This is a genomic window from Nocardia sp. NPDC056000, assembly GCF_042269265.1.
GTDB lineage: Bacteria > Actinomycetota > Actinomycetes > Mycobacteriales > Mycobacteriaceae > Nocardia.
This window is the reverse complement of the sequence record NZ_JBHJXS010000004.1, coordinates 272,124-292,090: the sequence shown is the minus strand read 5'-3', so window position 1 is coordinate 292,090 and position 19,967 is coordinate 272,124. Positions and strand designations below refer to the sequence as shown.

The 19,967-nt window shown below is 65.1% G+C and carries 19 protein-coding genes; 6 read left to right on the top strand and 13 right to left on the bottom strand.

All coding sequences use genetic code 11. The features are described 5' to 3' along the window. The first annotated feature begins 200 nt into the window (after window positions 1-200). Window positions 201-545, top strand: coding sequence for an STAS domain-containing protein (locus ACFC4D_RS13530; protein ID WP_376063056.1), 345 nt, complete (start codon window positions 201-203; stop codon window positions 543-545). A gap of 57 nt (window positions 546-602) precedes the next feature. Here the strand turns inward: ACFC4D_RS13530 and ACFC4D_RS13525 are convergent, their stop codons facing one another. Beyond that, complete coding sequence (locus tag ACFC4D_RS13525) at window positions 603-2,399, bottom strand: thiamine pyrophosphate-requiring protein (RefSeq protein ID WP_376063054.1); 1,797 nt, start codon at window positions 2,397-2,399, stop codon at window positions 603-605. A 393-nt stretch (window positions 2,400-2,792) separates the two neighbouring features. Here ACFC4D_RS13525 and ACFC4D_RS13520 point away from each other — a divergent pair, with 393 nt between their 5' ends. Together ACFC4D_RS13520 and ACFC4D_RS13515 are read left to right on the top strand one after the other, a co-directional pair. Then, complete coding sequence (locus tag ACFC4D_RS13520; RefSeq protein WP_376063052.1) at window positions 2,793-4,298, top strand: GMC family oxidoreductase; 1,506 nt, start codon at window positions 2,793-2,795, stop codon at window positions 4,296-4,298. 28 nt (window positions 4,299-4,326) lie between these two features. Next, window positions 4,327-5,787 carry an aldehyde dehydrogenase family protein gene (locus ACFC4D_RS13515; protein WP_376063050.1) on the top strand — a complete coding sequence of 487 codons (1,461 nt, stop codon included), beginning with the start codon at window positions 4,327-4,329 and terminating at the stop codon, window positions 5,785-5,787. A 237-nt stretch (window positions 5,788-6,024) separates the two neighbouring features. Here ACFC4D_RS13515 and ACFC4D_RS13510 read toward each other — a convergent pair whose 3' ends face one another. From ACFC4D_RS13510 to ACFC4D_RS13485, 6 genes are read right to left on the bottom strand one after another with little or no spacing between them, the layout of a single operon-like run. Further along, window positions 6,025-7,302 carry a cytochrome P450 gene (locus tag ACFC4D_RS13510; RefSeq protein WP_376063048.1) on the bottom strand — a complete coding sequence of 426 codons (1,278 nt, stop codon included), beginning with the start codon at window positions 7,300-7,302 and terminating at the stop codon, window positions 6,025-6,027. A 16-nt stretch (window positions 7,303-7,318) separates the two neighbouring features. Continuing rightward, window positions 7,319-8,443: a hypothetical protein gene (locus tag ACFC4D_RS13505; RefSeq protein ID WP_376063046.1), complete on the bottom strand. Its 1,125-nt coding sequence runs from the start codon at window positions 8,441-8,443 to the stop codon at window positions 7,319-7,321. 31 nt (window positions 8,444-8,474) lie between these two features. Beyond that, window positions 8,475-9,254 (bottom strand): acetoacetate decarboxylase family protein, encoded by a 780-nt coding sequence (locus tag ACFC4D_RS13500; RefSeq protein ID WP_376063044.1) that lies wholly within the window; start codon window positions 9,252-9,254, stop codon window positions 8,475-8,477. A gap of 2 nt (window positions 9,255-9,256) precedes the next feature. Next, a complete protein-coding gene (locus ACFC4D_RS13495) occupies window positions 9,257-10,057 on the bottom strand; it encodes an SDR family NAD(P)-dependent oxidoreductase (protein ID WP_376063042.1) in 801 nt (266 codons plus the stop codon). Window positions 10,058-10,073: 16 nt separating this feature from the next. Beyond that, window positions 10,074-11,306, bottom strand: coding sequence for an NADH:flavin oxidoreductase/NADH oxidase family protein (locus ACFC4D_RS13490; protein ID WP_376063040.1), 1,233 nt, complete (start codon window positions 11,304-11,306; stop codon window positions 10,074-10,076). A 29-nt stretch (window positions 11,307-11,335) separates the two neighbouring features. After that, window positions 11,336-12,706 (bottom strand): flavin-containing monooxygenase, encoded by a 1,371-nt coding sequence (locus ACFC4D_RS13485; RefSeq protein ID WP_376063038.1) that lies wholly within the window; start codon window positions 12,704-12,706, stop codon window positions 11,336-11,338. A 123-nt stretch (window positions 12,707-12,829) separates the two neighbouring features. Between ACFC4D_RS13485 and ACFC4D_RS13480 the strand changes: the two genes are divergently transcribed. The 3 genes from ACFC4D_RS13480 (at window position 12,830) to ACFC4D_RS13470 (ending at window position 14,433) form a co-directional block, all read left to right on the top strand. Next, window positions 12,830-13,468: a TetR/AcrR family transcriptional regulator gene (locus ACFC4D_RS13480; RefSeq protein WP_376063036.1), complete on the top strand. Its 639-nt coding sequence runs from the start codon at window positions 12,830-12,832 to the stop codon at window positions 13,466-13,468. Window positions 13,469-13,543: 75 nt separating this feature from the next. Next, window positions 13,544-13,819 carry a GlsB/YeaQ/YmgE family stress response membrane protein gene (locus ACFC4D_RS13475; RefSeq protein WP_375960099.1) on the top strand — a complete coding sequence of 92 codons (276 nt, stop codon included), beginning with the start codon at window positions 13,544-13,546 and terminating at the stop codon, window positions 13,817-13,819. A gap of 113 nt (window positions 13,820-13,932) precedes the next feature. After that, window positions 13,933-14,433, top strand: coding sequence for a hypothetical protein (locus ACFC4D_RS13470; protein WP_376063034.1), 501 nt, complete (start codon window positions 13,933-13,935; stop codon window positions 14,431-14,433). Window positions 14,434-14,447: 14 nt separating this feature from the next. Here the strand turns inward: ACFC4D_RS13470 and ACFC4D_RS13465 are convergent, their stop codons facing one another. The 6 genes from ACFC4D_RS13465 to ACFC4D_RS13440 form a co-directional block, all read right to left on the bottom strand. Beyond that, window positions 14,448-14,732 (bottom strand): hypothetical protein, encoded by a 285-nt coding sequence (locus tag ACFC4D_RS13465; RefSeq protein WP_376063032.1) that lies wholly within the window; start codon window positions 14,730-14,732, stop codon window positions 14,448-14,450. Window positions 14,733-15,332: 600 nt separating this feature from the next. Then, window positions 15,333-15,689: a hypothetical protein gene (locus tag ACFC4D_RS13460; RefSeq protein WP_376063031.1), complete on the bottom strand. Its 357-nt coding sequence runs from the start codon at window positions 15,687-15,689 to the stop codon at window positions 15,333-15,335. Beyond that, window positions 15,682-15,987: a hypothetical protein gene (locus tag ACFC4D_RS13455; RefSeq protein ID WP_375960105.1), complete on the bottom strand. Its 306-nt coding sequence runs from the start codon at window positions 15,985-15,987 to the stop codon at window positions 15,682-15,684. The genes ACFC4D_RS13460 and ACFC4D_RS13455 overlap by 8 nt, the downstream gene beginning before the upstream one ends. 372 nt (window positions 15,988-16,359) lie before the next feature. Then, window positions 16,360-17,253, bottom strand: a complete 894-nt coding sequence (locus ACFC4D_RS13450; protein WP_376063029.1) for an SDR family NAD(P)-dependent oxidoreductase — start codon at window positions 17,251-17,253, stop codon at window positions 16,360-16,362. Between the two features lie 48 nt (window positions 17,254-17,301). Continuing rightward, window positions 17,302-18,228 carry an SDR family NAD(P)-dependent oxidoreductase gene (locus ACFC4D_RS13445; protein WP_376063028.1) on the bottom strand — a complete coding sequence of 309 codons (927 nt, stop codon included), beginning with the start codon at window positions 18,226-18,228 and terminating at the stop codon, window positions 17,302-17,304. Further along, window positions 18,225-19,799: a flavin-containing monooxygenase gene (locus ACFC4D_RS13440; RefSeq protein ID WP_376063027.1), complete on the bottom strand. Its 1,575-nt coding sequence runs from the start codon at window positions 19,797-19,799 to the stop codon at window positions 18,225-18,227. Before ACFC4D_RS13440 ends, ACFC4D_RS13445 begins: the two co-directional genes overlap by 4 nt. Between the last annotated feature and the right edge of the window lie 168 nt (window positions 19,800-19,967).

Below are 19,967 nucleotides of genomic sequence, written 5' to 3'. Positions count from 1 at the left end.
GAATGGCTGGCCGAGCGCCCCTTGCGGGCAACCGCAGGGGGCGTTTCGACGGCCGCACGAAATCCACCGACGGCACGCTCCAAGATGATTGGATGGGCCGGATCTGATACCGATACCCGGAGGAAGGATATGTTCGAGTTGATCATCTGCCGTGGCACGATTCCCGATCGGAGTTCACTCCCGGGCACCGGGGATGCGCGATGAGCGGCGAGGCGGCGGAGTTGACCCTCGGCACCCGCAATGTCGGGGCCGCACTGGTGTTGTCCGCGTCCGGCGAGATCGATGTCGTCTCGGCGCCGAAACTGTCCGCGGCATTGGCCGAAGCGGCGGCTTCGGAATCGCGGGTGCTGGTCGTCGATCTCGCGCAGGTGCGATTCATCGGTTCGGTCGGATTGAGTGTGCTGCTCGAAGCACGGGAATCGGCCTCGAACCGCACTATGAAAGTGGTGGCGTCCCCGCAGGTCCGACGGCCCATAGAGATCACCGGGCTCGATATCGCGCTCGATGTCTACGACAGCCTCGACCAGGCCCTGTCGGACGCCTGACCGATTCGAGCTCGAAAAACCTTTCCCCAGCGAAAATGGACAAACCACATACGTGGGCTATTTATCGCGGGCGGGAAACATTTCCTGTGCTTTGGTTTTGACTCCCTGGGCGATGAGGTGCCAGCCGCCGGGGTCGCCGCGCAGGATCGCTTCGGCGGTGTCCTTCATCTGTTCCCAGGTGGCGTGCGGGGGAATCGGCGGTACCTCGGGATCGGTGCGGAAGTCGAGCAGGATGGGGCGATCGGCCGCCAGGGCGGTCTCCCACGCCGGGCCGACCTCATCGGCGGAGTCGATTTCGATGGCGGCCAGACCGGCGCTACGGGCTACGTCGGCGTAGGAGATATCCGGAAGAGTTTGCGACTCTTCGAATTTCGGTGCGCCGCCCATGGAGCGCAATTCCCAGGTGACCTGGTTGAGGTCGTTGTTGTGGAAGACGCACACGATAAGGCGCGGGTCGCTCCAGCGATCCTGATAGCGGGCGACGGTGAGCAGTTCGGCCAGTCCGTTCATCTGCATCGCGCCGTCGCCGACCAGGGCGATGGCCGGGCGGTCGGGGTGGGCGAACTTCGCGCCGAGAGCGTAGGGCACGGCGGGTCCCATGGTGGCGAGCGTTCCGGACAGTGAGCCGCGGATATCGCCGCGCATTCGCAGACACCGTGCGTACCAGTTCGTGGATGAGCCCGAATCCGCTGTGACGATGGCGTTTTCGGGGATGCGCTGCGACAGCTCCCACACCACGCGCATGGGATTGACCGGCTTGGCGTCGAGCATGGATTGGCGTTCGATCGTCTGCCACCAGCGCACGACATTCTGCTCGATTTCCAGTGACCAGGCCCGGTCGGGTTTGGCATGTACCAGCGGAATCAGCTCCGCCAGTGTGGCTTTGGCATCGCCGACCAGATTCACCTCGGTGGGATACCGCATTCCGATCATCGCGCCGTCGATATCGATCTGAATGGCCCGGGCCTGGCCGAAGTCCGGCATGAACTGCGTGTAAGGGAAATTGGATCCGATGATCAGCAAGGTGTCACAGTCACGCATGAGCTCATAGCTGGGCCGAGTGCCCAACAGTCCGATAGAGCCTGTGACATAGGGCAATTCGTCCGAGAGTACGTCCTTGCCCAGCAGCGCCTTGGCCACCCCGGCCCCGGTCAGATCCGCGATGCGCTTGACCTCCTCGGCAGCGCCGCGCGCGCCCTGACCGATCAGGATCGCCACGCGAGAGCCAGCGTTCAGAATCTCCGCGGCACGCTCGATCTGATCCTGCGGCGCACGAATCACGGACGTGGAGAACGGGTCCGGAGAACTCGACGGCACCTGTTTGAAGTCATGGGTTGGCGGCTCATACGGCTCTTCCTGCACATCGGACGGGATGATCACCGCGGTCGGCGCACGCCGTGCGGCGGCGGTCCGGAACGCGCGATCCAAGGCATTGGGCAGCTGGCTCGAAACATTCACCTCCACCAGATAATCCGAGGCGACATCCTTGTAGAGGTTCTGCAAATCCACCTCCTGCTGATAGCTCCCGCCCATCGCGCTGCGCGCGGTCTGCCCGACAATCGCCACCACCGGCACATGGTCGAGCTTGGCGTCATAGAGCCCATTGAGCAGATGAATCGCCCCCGGCCCGGACGTGGCGACACACACGCCCACCTTCCCACTGAACTTGGCATACCCGGCCGCCGCGAAGGCCGCCATCTCCTCATGGCGCACCTGAATGAACGCGGGATCCCCGTCTGCTCGCCCGAATGCGGCAATCAACCCGTTGATCCCATCCCCCGGATACCCGAATACCTGCTCGACCCCCCATTCACGCAGCCGCTCGACCACATGATCGCCAACCTGTCGCGTCATGATCTCTCCCGTCCTTCGTGCCCGGCACTCATCAGCGGCGTGATACCCGCATCGCTACGCGGCAATCACCGCGTATCTCGACTCCGGTCCGAATCGCCGCTAGTGAAAAACGTCGATGTTTTCAGATAACGATCGGCATGTGCCACAGATCACTTGTGTAACACCGTGTCGCGCTCACACCCGCGATGACCGGCGTCGAAACGGCCCGATCGGCAGTTAACGGCCCATAACGGCCCGCCCGTGACGGTTGCCATTAGATAGCTGTGATGTTGTCCTTGAACCCTGGATCGGAACCTTCATTGGCGAAGGATTCGGTTCCGGATTCACCGAACCGCCGGGGACAACCGATGCGGAACCGAGGAGTCGATTCACCGACGCGCGAGGAGAAATGCCGTGTCCATCAGCGAAACCAATGATGTCGTCGTTGTCGGGGGCGGCTCGGCAGGTGCCGTACTTGCCGCCCGATTGAGTGAGGATCCGGCACGGTCGGTGCTGCTCCTCGAAGCTGGGCCCGCCTATCCACCGAACGGGTATCCCGAAAGTGTTTCGTCCCCAGCCAATTTGGGGGTGTTCACCGGGCACGACTGGGGGTACCACTCCGAACCGGGGTACATCGGGCGTCCGATCGAGACGTGGCGCGGCAAAGTGCTGGGTGGGTGTTCGGCGGTGAACGGGTCGGTGGTGGCGCGGGCGCGGCCCGCCGACTTCGATCGTTGGGCCGCAGCGGGTTTGAAGGGCTGGTCATTCGAGGAGGTGCTGCCCACGTTTCGAGCGCTGGAATCCACGACCGCCGGGGAGGACGAATGGCATGGGCGCAGCGGGCCGTTCCCGGTGCGGCAGCTCGGATTGGACGAGGTGAGCGCGATGCAGCGGGCGTTCGTCGAATCCGCTTTGGCGACCGGGCTTCTCGCGGTTGACGATTTCAACGGCCGCGACGCGCACGGAGTCGGACCATATGCGATGAACGTGATCGACGGGGTGCGGGTCAATACCGGGATGGCATACCTGACCGAGGCGGTTCGCGCACGGCCCAATCTGACGATCCGGGACAACGCGCTGGTCGATCGCGTGCTGTTCGACGGCGAACAGGCCGTGGGGGTCAAATTGGCCGATGGTAGCGAGATCGGCGCGGGTGAGGTGATCGTGTCCGCCGGTGCGTACGGCAGTCCCGCGATTCTGATGCGCTCGGGTATCGGACCGTCCGAACAGCTTGGGGTGCTGGGTATTCGAGCGGTGGCGGACCTACCTGTCGGGGTGCGGTTGTACGACCATCCGTTCTACTACAACGCCTATGCCGCTGACCCGGAGCGGATAGGGGACCCGTATCCGGTGATCGGGGCCAAGGTGTGGACGGCCAGCTCCTCCGCGACCCCGGGTGAGCTCGACATCCATATCACCGCAACGCATCTGGTCGATCAGGCAATCAGCTCCACCGGCTCGGCTTTCGTGCTCGCGGTCGCGCTCACCCGCCCGGTGTCGCGCGGCACGCTCACCCTGGTCAGCCGCGATCCGACGGTCGCACCGCGCATCGATCTGAATTTCCTTGCCGATCCCCATGATCGGTCTCGCATGCGCGATGGCATCGAATTGGCTCGCAACATCGCCGCACAGTCCCCGCTGGCGGATCTCATCGATCACGAGATCGCGCCCGGGGCGAATGCGAGCACCGATGACATCGACGCTTCGATGCGCGAGACGCTCGATACCTACCACCACCCCACCTCGACGATTCCCATGGGCGGTCCCGACGATCCTGATGCGGTCGTGGATCATCTCGGCCGCGTACGTGTGGTTTCCGGATTGCGGGTGGTCGATGCCTCGATCTTCCCCGACGTCCCGTCCGCGGCCACCAACACCACGGTCATCATGGCCGCCGAACACATCGCCGCCCAACTCTGAGCGAACTCCGCTTCGAACAGGAGAAACCATGGCAGACAACCGATTATCTCCCGGACGCCACTTCATTGATGGACACCTGGTCGACGGCCCCGCCACGACGCTCTCGTTCGCCCCCGCGTCCGGGACCGTGCTCGGCCATTTCGCCGACGCCGACGAAACCATCGCGCAGACCGCGATCGATGCTGCGTGCCGGGCGTTCACCGAGTCGGACTGGACCCGGGACCGGGAACTGCGCTCGCGTGCGCTGTTCCAGCTGGCCGATGAAATGACCACGCGGCGTGCGGAACTCATCGACTTGCTGGCTCGGGAGAATGGGAAGATCCTCGCCGAGGCCGCATTCGAGATCGATCTGGCCATTCCCAAGCTGCGCTATTACGGGGCGCTGGCACTGGTCGAGGGCGGGCGCGCCGCCGAGGTCAAACCCGGGTTATATTCGATGACGCTCACCGAACCCGCCGGAATCGCCGGGGTGATCGCGCCCTGGAATTCCCCGATCGTGCTGTCGGTGCGCTCATTCGCACCAGCCCTGGCCGCAGGCTGCCCCGTGGTCATGAAACTTCCCGGCCAGACCGGTTTGGTCAATGGCCTGCTCAACGAAATCTTCGCAGCCACACCGGCATTGCCTCCGGGCGTGATGAACAGCTTCACCGAATCCGGCAATGCCGCTGCGCCCCTGCTGGTCTCCTCACCGCATGTGGAGGTGATCAGCTACACCGGCAGTACCCAGGTCGGCCGCATGATCATGGCGCAGGCCGCGGCCCAATTGAAAACGCTCTCACTGGAATTGGGCGGTAAGAGCCCCATGCTCGTCTTCGACGACGCCGATCTCGACGCGGTCGTCCCCGCGCTGACCAAAGCCGTCACCACCTTCACCGGCCAGTTCTGTATGACCGGCAGCCGCATCCTGGCCCAGCACGGTATCGCCGATGAATTGCGTGAACGCATGGCCAAATCGCTGTCGGCGGTTCGGGTCGGCCCGGGTGAGGATCCGGCCAGCGATATGGGTCCGATGATCGATCGCCCTAATGCCGAACGCGTGGATCGCATGGTCGCCGAGGCGGCCCGCTACGCGAGCGTCATCGAGCGCGGCGGTCTGGTGAACCCGCATTCCGATGCCCTCGACGCCTACTACCGCCCCAGTCTGGTGGAGGTCGACGACACCACCGCGCCGATCGTGCAGCAGGAGGTCTTCGGCCCGGTCGCGACGTTCGAGCTCTTCGACAATGAGCGCACCGCCGTCACCATGGCCAACGCCACCGAATACGGCCTGGCCGCGAGCATTTGGACCCGCGACGTGGACCGGCCACTGCGCGTCGGCCGCGAACTACAGGCGGGCACCGTCTGGACCAACACCTGGGCCATCGTGCACGACCAGTTTGAAGAGGGCGGCTTTAAACAGAGCGGCGTCGGCCGCCTCAACGGCCTACGGGCACTCGAGGAATTCCAGGAAATCAAACACCTCGTGCACGCCGCCCCGCGCTCGGCATGAACGCCCAGCTCTGCGGACAGCCACTAACTCGCGTGCCGCGCTGGAAACAAGCGGTCGCCTCCGGATTCGCGATCTTCCCGATCGCCTTGTTCGGCAACACAATTCTGATCCGGCTGCTCGGCGATCTACCGGTCGTGGTGCGCACACTCCTGTTCGTGTGCGTGTTCAGCACGGCCATGACCTATTTCGCCGTCCCGGCGGTCAACCGCCTCCTGCGTCCCTGGCTGCACCCGCACCTCACCGCTGGCCCCGCGCGAGTGCGTGTGATTCGGCGATCGAAGCGAAGGACAGCGGTAGCCGAGCGGGGCCGCGCAGGGTGACATGTTCGCGATACGGCGGCTGCTCATCGATCAGGCGCGGGTCGCGGATACGGCGGGCGAAACACCGCAGTGCGACAGCGGCTTCGAGGCGGGCCAGTGGAGCGCCGAGGCAGAAGTGCTGTCCCAGACCGAAAGCCAGATGCCGGTCCCCGCGTGCGGGATCGAACCGGTGCGGATCGGGGAACACCTCCGGATCGCGGTTGGCGGCTGCCAACAGCAGCACCACGAGATCCCCGGCGGCGATATCGATGTCGGGCAACGCGATGGCCTCACGGGCGATGCGCGGAACCAGCTGAACCGGAGGGTCATAACGCAGGCTCTCCTCGATCACCGAGGTGACGAAGGCTGGTGCGGTGCGCAGGATGGCCAGATGGTAACGGTGCCGGAGCAGGGTGAGCGCGGTGTTGGCGATGAGGTTGACGGTGGTTTCGTGTCCCGCGATCAGTAGCAGGGCACAGGTGGCGATCAGCTCGCCATGGGTGAGCGCGTCCCCGGATTCTTCGGCGGCGATCAGCGCCGACAGCAGATCCTCCCCCGGCCGGGTGCGGCGATGACGCACGAGTTCTTCGAAATAGTCGTGCAATTCATTGTTCGCACGGACCATCTCACCCGGATCCGGGCGGCCCGCACCGGTGGCCGAGATCGGGTCCAGCGCCCGCGCCAACTGCATCGACCAGCCGCGCAACCGGGGCTCATCCTCGAGGGGGACGCCGAGCAGTTCGCAGATCACCGTGATCGGCAGCGGATAGGCGAGATCGGCGACGAGGTCGAATTCCTCGCGTTCGGCCGCGCGGTCCAGCGCCGCATCGGCGATCGCGGTGATGCGCGGCTCGAGACCGCGCACAACTGCGGGGCTGAACGCCTTGGCCACCAGCTTGCGCAGGCGAGTGTGGTCGGGAGCATCGCGGAACAGCATCGACGCCGTCCCGGACAACTCACCGGCCCGGTCCCCCGCCAGGTCGTGGACAGGTGTGGGGCCCAATGGGATCGAGGCGTGATGCCGCTCCACGGCGGCCGCCCTGTGGCGCAGGATGGTCGTGCAGTCCCGATGCGAGGACAGCACGACCACCGGAGTCTTACCGAGCCGGATCGGCCCTTGCTCCCGAATCCGGTCGTAGAGCGGGTAGGGGTCCGCGCGCTGGGCGGGGTCCAGGAGTCCGGCGAAGAACCCGGGGTCCGGTGGTGTGCTGGTCATGGTTCCGCCGATGAGGTCAGCCGTGCCCGATGGCACGGTGGGTGAAAGTCGGTGTGGTGCCGGGGTTCAAGCGTGCGCCGGTCAGCTCACTGGAGGGGAAGAATTGCCGAAAGCGTGAATCCCGCTGGGACACATCGGCAATGGTCTTCTCGATCACCAGCGAGTTGTACTGCTCGTAGGTGGTCTCGATGGTGTTGGCGTTGAGGATCACCTCGTGGCCCCACGAGCGGGCCGAACGGGACACACCCGGGATACGGGAGTGCTCGGGGGTGAGACACTCTGCGGCGATGGCATTTTCGCTGATCGCCCAGATTCCGGTATCGGTGTTCAGGACGAGGGATTGATTGCCCATGGCATGCCCGGGCGTGGCCAGCAGCGCGACGCCGGGACCGAGCAGCACGCTGCCGTCCAGAGGAGTGATCTTCTCCGGCGGTACGTCGACGAAGGTGGCGGGCTGGTACCAGGGCCGCTGGAACGGGTGCAGATCCGCCATCGCCTCGAGCTCATCGCGCTGGGCGAGCAGGGTCGCGTTCGGAAATGCCGCCGCCACGGGCGCGTTCGGGCTGATATCGGCTTGCGGGCGGGTGGTGCCGAGCCAGCGTCGCACGTCCTGGGTATGCAGATGATCGAACGCCAGGTAGTCCACCTCGGCCGGATCGATCCCGGCTGTGCGGCAGGCGCTGAGCACATCGGTGTACTCATGGACGAACAGGTTACGCAGCGGGCCCGGCGTATATCGCTGGAGCTCGGCGAAATACGGTGTGTAGGAGTCGAGTTCGTGATCGCTCGGTTCGAATAGCAGGGTGCGGCGGGTGCCGTCGGTGTCGGTCCAGCGCACGATGAGCATGCGATTGACAATGGTGAGGAACGGCGTCGGGCTGATCGCGGCCCGGAACAGCCCGTACCCGGTGGGGTACGGCAGTGAGATCAGATCGTGGGTGCGCACCGAATCCGGTGTGCCGGTGGCGGCGAACTCACGGCGGAAATCCAGTGCGGCCGTGCGGGATGCGCGCAAGCGCGGGCCGAAGCCACCGGGTGCGGTGAGCGCCTTGTCGAAGGTGTCGATGCGGGCGAACGGTGCGGTGGTGGCCGGTCGCGGAATGGCGAGCGGTTCGGTGGCGAGGCGTTCGGCGATGCTCATGCGAGCCTCCTGGCGGCGGTGAGTGAGGCGGTCACAGGGTTCGGGGCCGCATATGGGCCATCGAGAACAGCGGGGTCAGTGGGCGGATCGGCAGGGGCGGCACCCATACCCCGAGCAGGTCGACGCGGTGCAGGCGCGCTTCGATGACCCGGCCGATACCCAACTGGTCCAGCGGATCACGTTCGGAGCCGAGGACTTCCAGGTGGAAGTCCTCGACCTTGCGGACTTCGACCACGCTCTCGCGCGGGGTGAACCCCACCAGCCAGGAGGGGAACAGTCCCGCCGAACCCACGACATTGCGGTGCGGTCGGCCCAGGATCGGCGGCGGGTCCGCGATCACCTCACCGAGCCGGCCGCCCATACTGAGCAACTTGTGCCCGCGGCGGGTGGCCTCGGCGCGGATCTCGGTATCGGTGACCGTCCAGTCGATCTCGCCGAGCTTCTTCGGGTAGCCCAGCAATTCGCGGCCGATGATCAGGGCCACGTCATCGTCGAGAATCATCCACGGACAATGGATTCCGGTGCCCTGCACCGTCTTCACGTGCACGAAGATCCCGGCTTCGTGATAGCCCGGCGATTCGAAATTATTGTCGGGAAACCAAGCGGTGAACAGGTCCGCGCGAGCCGGTTCGGTCAGCCGCACGCCGGCGGCCAGCCACTGGTTCATACGGTCGGGGTCGATTTCCACTGTGGCACTGAAGTAGTGGGCATCGCGGTACAGGCTCTTGCGCGGATCGCCCAGGGCGAGCACGCGGCGCAGATCGCCCCCGAGGGTGCGGCCCATGCTGCGGATGGCGGGTTCCCAGCCCATGATCAGTTGACCTTTCGATAGACGGTGCGCAGGATCGGCCCGACCAACGCGCGTGGGGTGTACTGGCCGCCCAGGGTCTGCACCTTGGCGAACACTCCCGGCACGACCCGGCGACGTCCGGCGGCCATACCCGAGATCGCCTGCTCGGCGGCTTGTTCCGCGCTCACCCACAGCGGGCCGGGCACCATGCGGTCCAGGTTCGGGGCCTGTGCGACCTCGGCGTATTCGGTGCGCACCGGGCCGGGCGCGAGCAGCGTGCACTGCACCCCGGTTCCGGCCAGTTCGCTGTGCAGCGATTCGGCCAGGGTATTGGCGAACGCCTTGGACGCGGCGTAGGTGGCGTTGTTGGGGCCGGGCTGGTTGCCCGCGGTGGAGCCGGTGATCAGGATCGCTCCCGCCCCGCGCTCGACCATGGACGGCAGGACCGCCAGGGTGAGGTCGTGTACCGCAACGGTATTGAGTTCGACCTGCTGTCGTTCCCGGGCCGGGTCCGAGGTCGCCAGCTCGCCGTAGGTGGCGAAACCGGCGTTATTGCACAGTACGGCGATCTCACGTTCGGCGAGTTCGGCGCACAGTTTCGCGCGTTCGCCGCGATCGGAGAGGTCGATCGCCCGGATCTCTGTCTCGATGCCGTAGTGGTCGCCCAAGCGATCGGCCAGTGCGCGCAGCCGGTCTTCGCGCCGGGCTACCAGGATCAGCGAATATCCGCGCCGGGCAAGACCTTCGGCAAGGGCGACGCCGATGCCGGAGGAGGCTCCGGTCACGACGGCCCGCATCGCGTGGGTGGGTTTGGGCAGGCTCATCAGGGGACTCCTCGGTTCAGAACTGGGTCAGGGCGCGCACGGTCACGGTGGCCCCGGCCGCGGCCAGGGTGCGGACCGCGCCCGGGCCGCTCACCTGCTTGTCTCCTGCGGCGATACGACGGAAATTGGCTGCATGCCAGGCGAGTTGGAGATAGGAATTGAGCGGGGCGATGGGCAGCGGGATGCGCGGTGCGGTGGGTAGCACCTGTGGTTCGGCGGTACCGGCCAGCAGTTCGGCCGCGATGTCCGGGCGCACCGCGAACGGGCGGCCCAGTCCGATCACGTCGACCGCGCCCTGAGCGAGCACCTCGTTCATGAAGTCAAGGGTGCGGATGCCGCCGGTGAGCATGAGCGGCATGGTCGAGCGCGCACGCAGGTTCTGGGCGTAGCGCAGGAAATACGCTTCGCGTTCGCGGGTGGAATCGGCCACCACACCGGTCATGGCCGGAGCCTCGTAATTGCCGCCGGAAATCTCCAGTAGATCGATCCCGGCCTGCTCCAAAGCCAGTGCGATATCGAGTGATTCGCTTTCCTCGAGCCCCTTGTCCTGGAAGTCGGCCGAATTGAGCTTCACCGACAGCACCGCATCGGAGCCGATGGCCGCGCGCACATCGGCGATCACCTCGAGCAGCAGGCGGCGACGATTAGCTGCGCTACCGCCGTACCGGTCCTCGCGCTGATTGGCCAACGGGGACAGGAACTGTGAGAGCAGATATCCGTGCGCGGCGTGGACCTGCACGCCCGCGAATCCGGCGGCCACCGCCAGCTCCGCGGTTCGTGCGTAACGGCGGCGCAGATCGGCGATGTCATCGAGCGAGAGTTCTCGCGGCTTGCGCAGGTTGTAGCCGATCACCTGCGGCCGCAGCGGCGACGGGCCGACGGGCCGACGCAACAGCGGCCCGACCGCAACCCGTCCGGGGTGATTGATCTGCATGAGCATCACCGCACCGTCGCGTGATCCCGCACGCGCCCAATTGCTCACGGCCTCGAGATGCCGGTCGTCTTCGAGGGTCACATTGCGTGGTTCGACGTAGGCGCGGCGGTCGATCATGACATTGCCGGTGATCAACAGGCCCGCGCCGCCGCGACCCCAGGCGCTGTAGAGCCGGGTCACGGTCTGGCTCGGAGCGCCGTCGATCTCGCCGAGCTGTTCGCTCATGGCGGCCTTGGCGAGGCGGTTGGGCAGGCTCACCCCGCACGGCAGGGTCAGTGGGCTGCCGACGGCGATAACACGGCTTTTGGGTGGCATGGGTCAGACTCCTTGTCGGGGACGAGATTTCAGGCGATCCGGCGGGAGAGGGCGAGGATCGGGCGCAGCACGCTGACGGGCAGACCGGGCTTCTCCACCGAATTCGCCTGCGCGGCAACCGATGATCCGGTCACCAGACCGCGAAGGATCAACAGTTCGGCCATCGCGCGGAGCAGCCATCTGCCGCGCCGTGCCTCCCAGCGCAATTCCGGTCCGCCCGCCAGGATGCGCGCCGACGGTTTGGAGACGCGGGTGTAAAGATCGCCGACCGGAGTGTGCAACCGCTGTTGCAGCAGCGCGGCCTCGGCGAGCAGTCGCGCGCTGTTCATCAGCAGCATGCCCGCGCCCGAGCGCGGTGCGACCAGTCCGGCGAAGCTCAGATTGGCCAGGCCCGGCGCGAAGGTGTGCGCCACCAACTTCGGTTGGCCCTGTTCCCACTCGAGCAGTCCGTCGCGCAGGAAGGGGAAGGTGGTCCGGAATCCGGTCGCCCACACGATGCTGTCGTACTCACCGCTGGTGCCGTCGACGAAATGCACGGTGTGCCCGTCGAATCGCGCGATCTCGGGCCGGACCGCGATGCGGCCGTGTTTGAGGAAGTACGGCAGCTGCTGGTTGACCACCAGGTCCTGGTCGAAGATCCCGTGCTGGGGCTTGTCCAGGCCGAAGCTGGCGAAGCTGCCCATGCCGATCGCGATGATCGATCGAAACACCGCCTCCTGCACCACCTTCGGCACCGGCACCGAACCGATATCGAACTTGCCGCTGGGCACGCCGAGCACGTACTTGGGAATGAACCAGTAGCCCCGGCGCAGTGAGATCTCCGAGGCGCCGAAGGTGGTGGCGGCTTCCACGGCGAGGTCGCATCCGGAGTTTCCGGCCCCGACCACCAGCACGCGTGAGCCCTGAAAGTCGCTGGGACGCTTGTAGTTCTTGGAGTGGATCTGCTGACCGGTGAATTCGCCCGGGTACGACGGGATATTGACATCCCAGTAGTGGCCGTTGGCGATCACGACACCGGCGTATTCGCGCACGGTGCCGTCCGCCACGGTTACCCGCCACCCGGCCAGACCCGAATCATCGAGCGGCGCAATATCGGTCACCAGCGTGTCGAACTCGATGCGGCGGTCCAACCCGAATTCGGCGGCGAAGCCGCGCAGGTAGTCGCGCATCTGTGCGGCGCTGGGAAAGTCCGGATAGTGCTCGGGCATCGGATAGTCCGGATATCCGGTGATGTCCTTGGAACTGATCAGGTACGTCGAGTCGTACACCCCGTGCGACCAGTTGCCACCGATCGCGTCGGTGGCCTCGATGTGGTCGTAGTCCAGACCCAGATCCGTATACGCCTTCGCCACCGCCAACCCGGTGTATCCGGCCCCGATGATGCAGTATCGGCGCGTCATTGCGACCTCCTCAAAAGCTACAGCCAATGTAGCTACAGTGAGTGTAGTATTTGCGGCGACGGTGCCCGATGTCAAGGCCGTAAGGTGTTTCGCGAGGTAGCGACACGAATGGAAGGAGCCGGCGTGACCAGCGCCCCGGCACGACGGAGCAGGACATACGCCCCGCGCATGTCCCCCGAGGAACGCCGCGAGCAGCTGCTGGACGCGGTCCTGAAGATCATCGTCGAGCAGGGCATCCACAAGGTCTCGATGGATACGGTCGCCCGCGAGGTCGGCGTCACCCGCCCGGTCGTCTACGGCGTCTTCTCCGATACCGACGACCTACTGCGCGCCTCGCTCGACCGTGAAACCAATGCAGCTCTCGCGCAAGTGCATCCACTGCTGATCGCACTGCGCGAATCCACCGATCCCGGCCCCGCGATCATCGCCTACCTCGACGGTTTCCTCACCGAGGTCCTGGCCGCCCCCGACCGCTGGCGCGCGGCCTTCAGCCTGGTCGACAGCACCACCCCCAAATTCCGCCGTCGCATCGAACGACAGCGCAAGGCCATCACCGAACTCCTCGAGAACTACCTGCGCGACACTCCCGGCATGCCGACCATGGATATCGAGATGACCGCCCGCGTCATCTTCACCCTCGCCTGGGAAGCGGGCCGCATGCTGCTGTCCGAACCCGAAATCTTCACCCGCGAGCGCCTTCTCACCTTCGCACGCACGATCGTCGCCGATCACTTCGCCACCTCGAGCACTCTCGAGAAGTAATCGCGCCGTATCGGTTAGACGGGCGCTGTGGCGGGCAGTTCGGTAAGCACGGACGCGATGCCCCTAGGAGGACACATGCTCACACTCGGTGTGATCGGCTGGATCATTATCGGCGGGCTGGCGGGATGGCTTGCCAGCAAGCTCATGAAGACGGATGCGCAGATGGGGATTCTGCTCAATATCGTGGTGGGGATCGTCGGCGGCCTGATCGGCGGGTTCCTGCTGCGCGGATTCGGGGTGGACGTCTCCGGTGGCGGATTGCTGTTCAGCCTGCTGACCTGTCTCATCGGCGCGGTGATCCTGCTGGGAATCCTCAAGCTCATCACCCGGAAAACATCTGGCGCACGATGAAATCCGGCACTCGATAGCGGACCACGCACGATGCGGGCAGGCACATCCCGCAGGTGAGGCCCATCGGCCGACCCGCACCGGTTGCTGCCGAGCAGAGGGAGTAGACCGGATGCATGATCAACTCCGCGCGCGATCGGTCTGGTTTCCGGGTACCTCGTCGATGGGGAGACATCGACGAATCTCGTCGCGGCATAGTGCTGGCCTGGGTGGCGTTCACCATCACCTTCGGCGGGGCACGACTGGTGACCTGGCTGATCCAGATCGATCCGAAGAATGTCGGCAACGTCTCCGCAGGAGGCACCCACCTGCATCACTACCTCTGGGGAATCCTGCTGCTCGCGGGTGTCGCCATCTTCGGCATGGTCGACCGCAGCCCACGCGCCCGCACCTGGATGGGCCTCGCCCTGGGTATCGCTCTGGGACTGATCGTCGACGAAGCAGCACTGCTCATCACCCTGAAAGATGTGTACTGGCAGACCGCGGGCTGGCCCAGCATCGCCATCGCCCTGACCCTGATCGGCCTGGTCGGTTCCGGAATCGCCCTGACCCATCGCGGATCGGCGACCACTCACGAGCACAGCGATTCCGACACCGCTGCGGACAGCAGATCATGAACCCGGCCCAAGCCTCAGCTGTCGATATCCCGGTCGGCCCGGTGCGATAGCCGCTCGGAGAACGTCTCGGCCCAGGCCGCCGATTCGGACTCATCGTCCGGTCCGGGCCGGTTGCGCCGGGCGCTAGAGCGAGGTAGCTCGTCGGCCCGCTTGCCACCGCCCGGTCGGGCTCGAGTCACAAAGATTCGAGCACACCAGGACACGTAGGCTTCGATATCCATCCCAGCGGCATCGGCAGCTTCACCCAGGACCACCCACTCGTCCTGACTCAGCGTCACCACCATGTGCTTGCTCACCATCCGACCAAGGCTAGACCTCTGCTGTATTTCGCGAACGCGTGTGCATCACGCAAACCGACGTTGGCCTAGCGGTGACCTTGGATGCCTACGATGAGAACGGTGACCGCTCTCGCGGTGTCGCCCACAACGTCGTCGGTGCTCCCGCGCATGGTTGGCCTCGATGTCGCTGCCGTGGCTGGTTGAACTCCCAGCCTGCCCGGTGAGATGAGCATCGGGCAAGCAATCGATCGGAGACCGATTTCGTCATGGCAACACATCCGGCACATTCGCGCGATACAGCTCCCGATGCCCGGGCCGCACAAAGTCGGCGTACGCCTGCTATCGAGCCCGAGGATGAGGCACCGGTAGTCCGGTGGCCCGAGCCGAGTCGTCTGGAATCGTGGTGGGACGCGATCATGCACCACACGCAGCCGCCCGCGACCACCACCTGATTTCTCGATCCGTTCGCGGTTTAAAACGCGCCGATCTTGGTATGCGGTGATTGTCGGCGCAGCCGCGACCCATGTGTCCGAGCCGATACGAGGGTTCCGCTCTGCGTGTACTCCTGGGACGCGGGGCGGGGCCCTTGTCCAATCCGCTGTCCCTGGGAATCCCGGACGCTCAGGCGGCGTCGCCGGGGCGGTGCGACAACCGTGCCAGCGCCTCGTCGATGGCCTGCGTCGCGATGGTACGAACCTGCTTGAGCGACACCATTTCCGGTTTGTCTCCGTAGGCGTTCTCGAGATCCTTCTCTGCCAGCCAACGGAAATACTGGCTCTTGGTCATACCGAGTTCGGCGGCACGGATCCCCACGCGCAAGTCCAGATCCTTGGTCAACTTCACCGATCGCGGTTGCATGCGATCCTCGTTGCCCGGCTCGGGGGCTGTCGCGGGAGCAGCGCCGCGCTGCACGCGCGCCAGCAACTGCGCCATCTGCTCGGGAGTGACGTCATCGGTGTGGGTGGTGTTGTCAATCATTGCTGGCCTCCCACTTGGCGAGTTCGGCGATTTCGGTGCTGGTCAACGGACGGACATCGACGATATAGAAGTCAGGCGGGGTGATTCGGCCGGTGACCTGGACGGCTTGTCCGTCGTCGGTACGCATCCACAGCTGGTACATCACCCACCCGGTCGCGGGGTCATGTGCGGGCTCGCCCCATGCCTTGGCTTGACCGGCGAGCCATCGACGCATCAGATCCTTGGCCTGCTCTGGCGTGAGGTCGACGCCGGCATTCCTCATCATCTGCGCAAGCGCGTAGTACAAGTGGATAGCCACTGGCTGAGACTACCCAAGAACACAATGAGACTACCACGGTGGCTTCTTGTCCGAAATGCTCCGAGCGGCGCGACTCCCCACCGATCGAAACGGGCGCAGTCATGAGGTAGGCGCGAAGGGCAGGCGAATTCATCGCTCTGGCGAACATGCCTCAGGCATCACGTGTCCGCCGGCGACTCCGGGTGGTTGCGCAGCCGGTCGATATAGGGCGACCGCGCGTCCGCGGTTGCCATGTCCGGCAGCGGTTTCGAACTGTAGCGGGGACCGTCGAGTGGGGTCTCGCCCCCGTCGAGCAGAAAGCAGAACGGGCAGTGATAGCCGGGTGGCTCGTGGTTGTGCACGAAGTCCGAAAGTACTGTAGCGCCGTGCTTTTCACATGATGCGAGCATCCGATGCGCGAGTCGTGAGTTGCTCTTGGACTCGGGGGCGGAGCGCATCGGCGACGCGGGTCAGCCCGGATCCGAGGCCGGTCACTATGACCGGATTGAGGCGCGAGAGCCACCATAGTGCGCGTCCGTATGCGGGCAGGATCACGAAGGACCGATTGCGCAGGGCGGCACGAACGACCTTGCGGCCGTGCGATTCCGGGGTCTCGACCAGGAAGGTCGGCACGTAGTGCAGGAGTGGTTCGATGCGGTTGTACAGGGTTGCGACCAGGATCGATTCGGTGACCGCGCCGACACCGTCGTTGGTCTGTCGCACGATATTGGTGTCGACCGCGATCGGGCATACGCAGGTCACGTTGACCCCGCGCGGTGCGGCTTCGGCGCGCAGGGATTGGGTCATTCCCACGACCGCGTGCTTGGCCATGTTGTACGGGCCCATGAAGGGCGCGGGGATCAGTCCGGCCACCGAGGCGGTGTTCACGATGTGGCCGAAGCCCTGTTCGACCATCACTTTGTAGGCGGCGTCGACGCCGTGTGCGACGCCCATGACCATGACTTCGCACGCCTTGCGCCAGTGTTCGACGCCGAGTTGTTCCACCGGTCCCGCGACGGCCAGCCCGGCATTGTTGAAGATCATGTCGAGGCGGCCGTGCTGATCCACCACCTCGTGCACGGCGGTGGCGACCGCGTCGGCGTCGGTGACATCGACTCGCTTGGCTTGGGCACGGCCGGGGCCGAGCGCATCCAATTCCTTGGCGACTCGCTCCGCGCCCACGGCGTCGATATCGGTGACCAGGACAAAGTAGCCGCGCTCGACCAGGGCGACCGCATAGCCTTTGCCGATACCGGACGCGGCTCCGGTGACGATTGCTGTTTTCATCGAAATGCTTTCTCGCTGAGTGTCATACGGACGGGCACTGCGTTTCGCCTACACACCGGCGCGCGTCTTGGCGAAGTCGATCCAGCGCTGCGGGATCCGATCCGAGACCAGCGCGACCCCGCGTTCGACGCGTTCGGGTGCCAGCAGCGCCGCGCCTGAACGCAGCAATCCGGGTGCGAGGCGGTGCAATCCGAACATCAGCCAGGACTCCGGTCGCACCGGCACCACGCCCCAGTTGTGCCGCGCCGCACGGACTATGCCGCGAGCGATGTAGTCAGGTGAGGTGAGTAGCGGCCCGTATTTCTCGGCCAGCGCACCGAATACGCCTTGCAGTTCGTTCTTGTCCGCCTCATCGAAGCCGTCGATTTCGGCCACGATGCTGCCGTGGTTGAGCAGGTTGGTGCCGCCGACCATGCCGGGGCAGATCACGGTCACGCCAACACCTTTCGGGGCCAGCTCGCTGCGCAGGCATTCGCTGAACATGCGGACCGCGGCCTTGGAGGTGCAGTAGGAGGGCGTCATAGCCAGCGGGATGTAACCCAATCCCGAAGAGATATTGACGATTTGACCGCTGCCGCGTTCGACCATGAGCGGCGCGAAGGCGCGGCAGCCGTTGACGACCCCGTCGAGGTTGACCGCGAGCTGTCGGTCCCAATCGGCTTTGGTGTGGTCGAGGAATCCGCCCGCGATACCGAATCCGGCATTATTGATGAGAAGGTCCGGCACGCCGTGGTTTTCGGCTACTTGCGCGGCCACGGTCTGCCAGGCGTTGTCATCGGTGACGTCCAGGATGTAGACCTCGGCCTTGCCACCCTGGGCCGCGATCATATCCGCGGTGGTCTGGGCGGTGGCACCGTCGATATCGGTGACGATCACTTTCGCGCCCATGCCCGCGTAGCGCAGCGCGGTCGCGCGGCCGATGCCGCTGCCCGCGCCGGTGATCAGAACCAGGCGAGGATCTGCGTGTCGAGTCATCGGATTGCCGCCCCCACAGTGGATTTCGTGACGCTCGGGGCGGTCGCGCCGGGCGAGTAGTTGTAGACCTCATGCGGGAAGAACCGGCTCTGCCACCACATGGTCGCGTGCGATTCGGGCCGGATCAGCGCCACATCGCCCTGGTAATTGATGTAGTAGGTGTTCGAGCCCGAGCACAGGTCGACATAGCCGATCCGGTCGACCTTGTTGCGGCACTTCTCGGTATAGGCATCGTGCGCCTCCCGCGTCACCTCGCACACCTTCGCGCCGCGGCGCATCGTCTCCTTGATGGCGCGTGCGGTATGCGCGGCGGTCGCCTCCACGAAGCAGTGGTAGGAACTCGGCGCGTAGCCGTACGGGCCGACGATGGTGAACAGGTTCGGGAACTCGGGAATGCTGACGCCCTGGTAGGAGGAGAAGCGGTTCTCATGCCAGAACCGGCCCAGATCCAGGCCACCGCGCCCGAAGGTCGGGAACGCCGGGGTGGTGCCCTCCCCCATCACCGCGAAGCCGGTGGCGCAGACGATAACATCGAAATCCCGCGCGGTGCCGTCGCGGGTGATGAGCCCGGTCTCGGTGCCTTTGGCGATGAGATCGGTTTCGAGGGTGACGTCCTTGCGCGCGAACGTCTTGAAGTAGGTATTGGACATCGACGGGCGTTTGCAGCCGAAAGGGTAATCCGGGGTGAGCTTTTCGCGCAGCTCACGATCGGGGATCTGGGTTCGCATCCACAATCGCAAAGCGCCTTCGGCCACCTTCAGCACCGGCAGTGCACGCTTTCCGGCGATAAGCGCGCCACCGGTTCCCGCGGACACACCCACGCCCACCGCTGCCCGCACCGGCGCGCGGAACAGCTTGTTGCGCAACAGCGCCTGCGTCACCGGCCCAGCTTCCCAGTCCGGTTTCGGAGCGATCCAGATGGCGCGGCGCTGGAATACGGTCAGATGCTCGACGGTATCGGCGATCGTCGGAATAAGTTGCAGCGCTGAGGCTCCCGTACCGATGACGGCGACCCGCTTACCGGTCAGATCGTAGTCATGATCCCACTGCGAGGTGTGCATGATTTTGCCGGTGAAGGTGTCCAGTCCCGGGATATCGGGCAGCTTGGGCACTTCGATACCGCCCAGGGCAGGCACCAGGAATCGTGCGGTGTACTCCTCACCCTTATCGGTGCGCACACGCCACAGGCTGTTCGCCTCATCCCATTCGGCCCCGGTCACCGCGGTGCCCAATCGCACCTTGTCCCGCAGCCCGTGCCGGTCCACCACCTCATTGGCGTAGCGCTTCAAATCCTCACCGGGCGCGAACACCCGCGACCAGTCTGACCGCTGATCGAACGAGAAGCTGTACACCATCGACGGAATATCAACCTGCACACCGGGATACGAGTTCGCGTGCCAGGTACCCCCGACCCCGTCGTGCTTGTCGATCATCACGATATTGGTGACACCGATCTTGCGCAGCGCCACCGCCGCCGCGATACCACCGAATCCACAGCCGACGATCACCGCCTGAAAGTCCGGCTCCACAACGACATTCACCGCGGCTTTGCGCGCGCCGGTACGGCCCATGAGCTGTCTCCATCCACATCTTCGCTGATGCAACTCCGACCGGAATCCGGCGGGTAATGAAAACGGTATAGCGGCGCTATACGAAATACAAGTGCTGTCTGAGACAGAATTGACATGGCAGGATGGTCACCGACCCACACCGAACGGGAAGGACAGATCCGACCAGTG

What these genes read in the sequence shown, in the direction of transcription:
- ACFC4D_RS13515 (WP_376063050.1), top strand. Translation starts at nt 4,327, where the DNA reads ATGGCAGACAACCGATTATCTCCCGGACGCCACTTCATTGATGGACAC.
- ACFC4D_RS13510 (WP_376063048.1), bottom strand. Translation starts at nt 7,302, where the DNA reads ATGACCAGCACACCACCGGACCCCGGGTTCTTCGCCGGACTCCTGGAC.
- ACFC4D_RS13470 (WP_376063034.1), top strand. Translation starts at nt 13,933, where the DNA reads ATGATCAACTCCGCGCGCGATCGGTCTGGTTTCCGGGTACCTCGTCGA.
- ACFC4D_RS13475 (WP_375960099.1), top strand. Translation starts at nt 13,544, where the DNA reads ATGCTCACACTCGGTGTGATCGGCTGGATCATTATCGGCGGGCTGGCG.
- ACFC4D_RS13485 (WP_376063038.1), bottom strand. Translation starts at nt 12,706, where the DNA reads ATGACGCGCCGATACTGCATCATCGGGGCCGGATACACCGGGTTGGCG.
- ACFC4D_RS13495 (WP_376063042.1), bottom strand. Translation starts at nt 10,057, where the DNA reads ATGAGCCTGCCCAAACCCACCCACGCGATGCGGGCCGTCGTGACCGGA.
- ACFC4D_RS13450 (WP_376063029.1), bottom strand. Translation starts at nt 17,253, where the DNA reads ATGAAAACAGCAATCGTCACCGGAGCCGCGTCCGGTATCGGCAAAGGC.
- ACFC4D_RS13490 (WP_376063040.1), bottom strand. Translation starts at nt 11,306, where the DNA reads ATGCCACCCAAAAGCCGTGTTATCGCCGTCGGCAGCCCACTGACCCTG.
- ACFC4D_RS13465 (WP_376063032.1), bottom strand. Translation starts at nt 14,732, where the DNA reads ATGGTGAGCAAGCACATGGTGGTGACGCTGAGTCAGGACGAGTGGGTG.
- ACFC4D_RS13525 (WP_376063054.1), bottom strand. Translation starts at nt 2,399, where the DNA reads ATGACGCGACAGGTTGGCGATCATGTGGTCGAGCGGCTGCGTGAATGG.
- ACFC4D_RS13530 (WP_376063056.1), top strand. Translation starts at nt 201, where the DNA reads ATGAGCGGCGAGGCGGCGGAGTTGACCCTCGGCACCCGCAATGTCGGG.
- ACFC4D_RS13460 (WP_376063031.1), bottom strand. Translation starts at nt 15,689, where the DNA reads ATGATTGACAACACCACCCACACCGATGACGTCACTCCCGAGCAGATG.
- ACFC4D_RS13440 (WP_376063027.1), bottom strand. Translation starts at nt 19,799, where the DNA reads ATGGGCCGTACCGGCGCGCGCAAAGCCGCGGTGAATGTCGTTGTGGAG.
- ACFC4D_RS13500 (WP_376063044.1), bottom strand. Translation starts at nt 9,254, where the DNA reads ATGGGCTGGGAACCCGCCATCCGCAGCATGGGCCGCACCCTCGGGGGC.
- ACFC4D_RS13445 (WP_376063028.1), bottom strand. Translation starts at nt 18,228, where the DNA reads ATGACTCGACACGCAGATCCTCGCCTGGTTCTGATCACCGGCGCGGGC.
- ACFC4D_RS13505 (WP_376063046.1), bottom strand. Translation starts at nt 8,443, where the DNA reads ATGAGCATCGCCGAACGCCTCGCCACCGAACCGCTCGCCATTCCGCGA.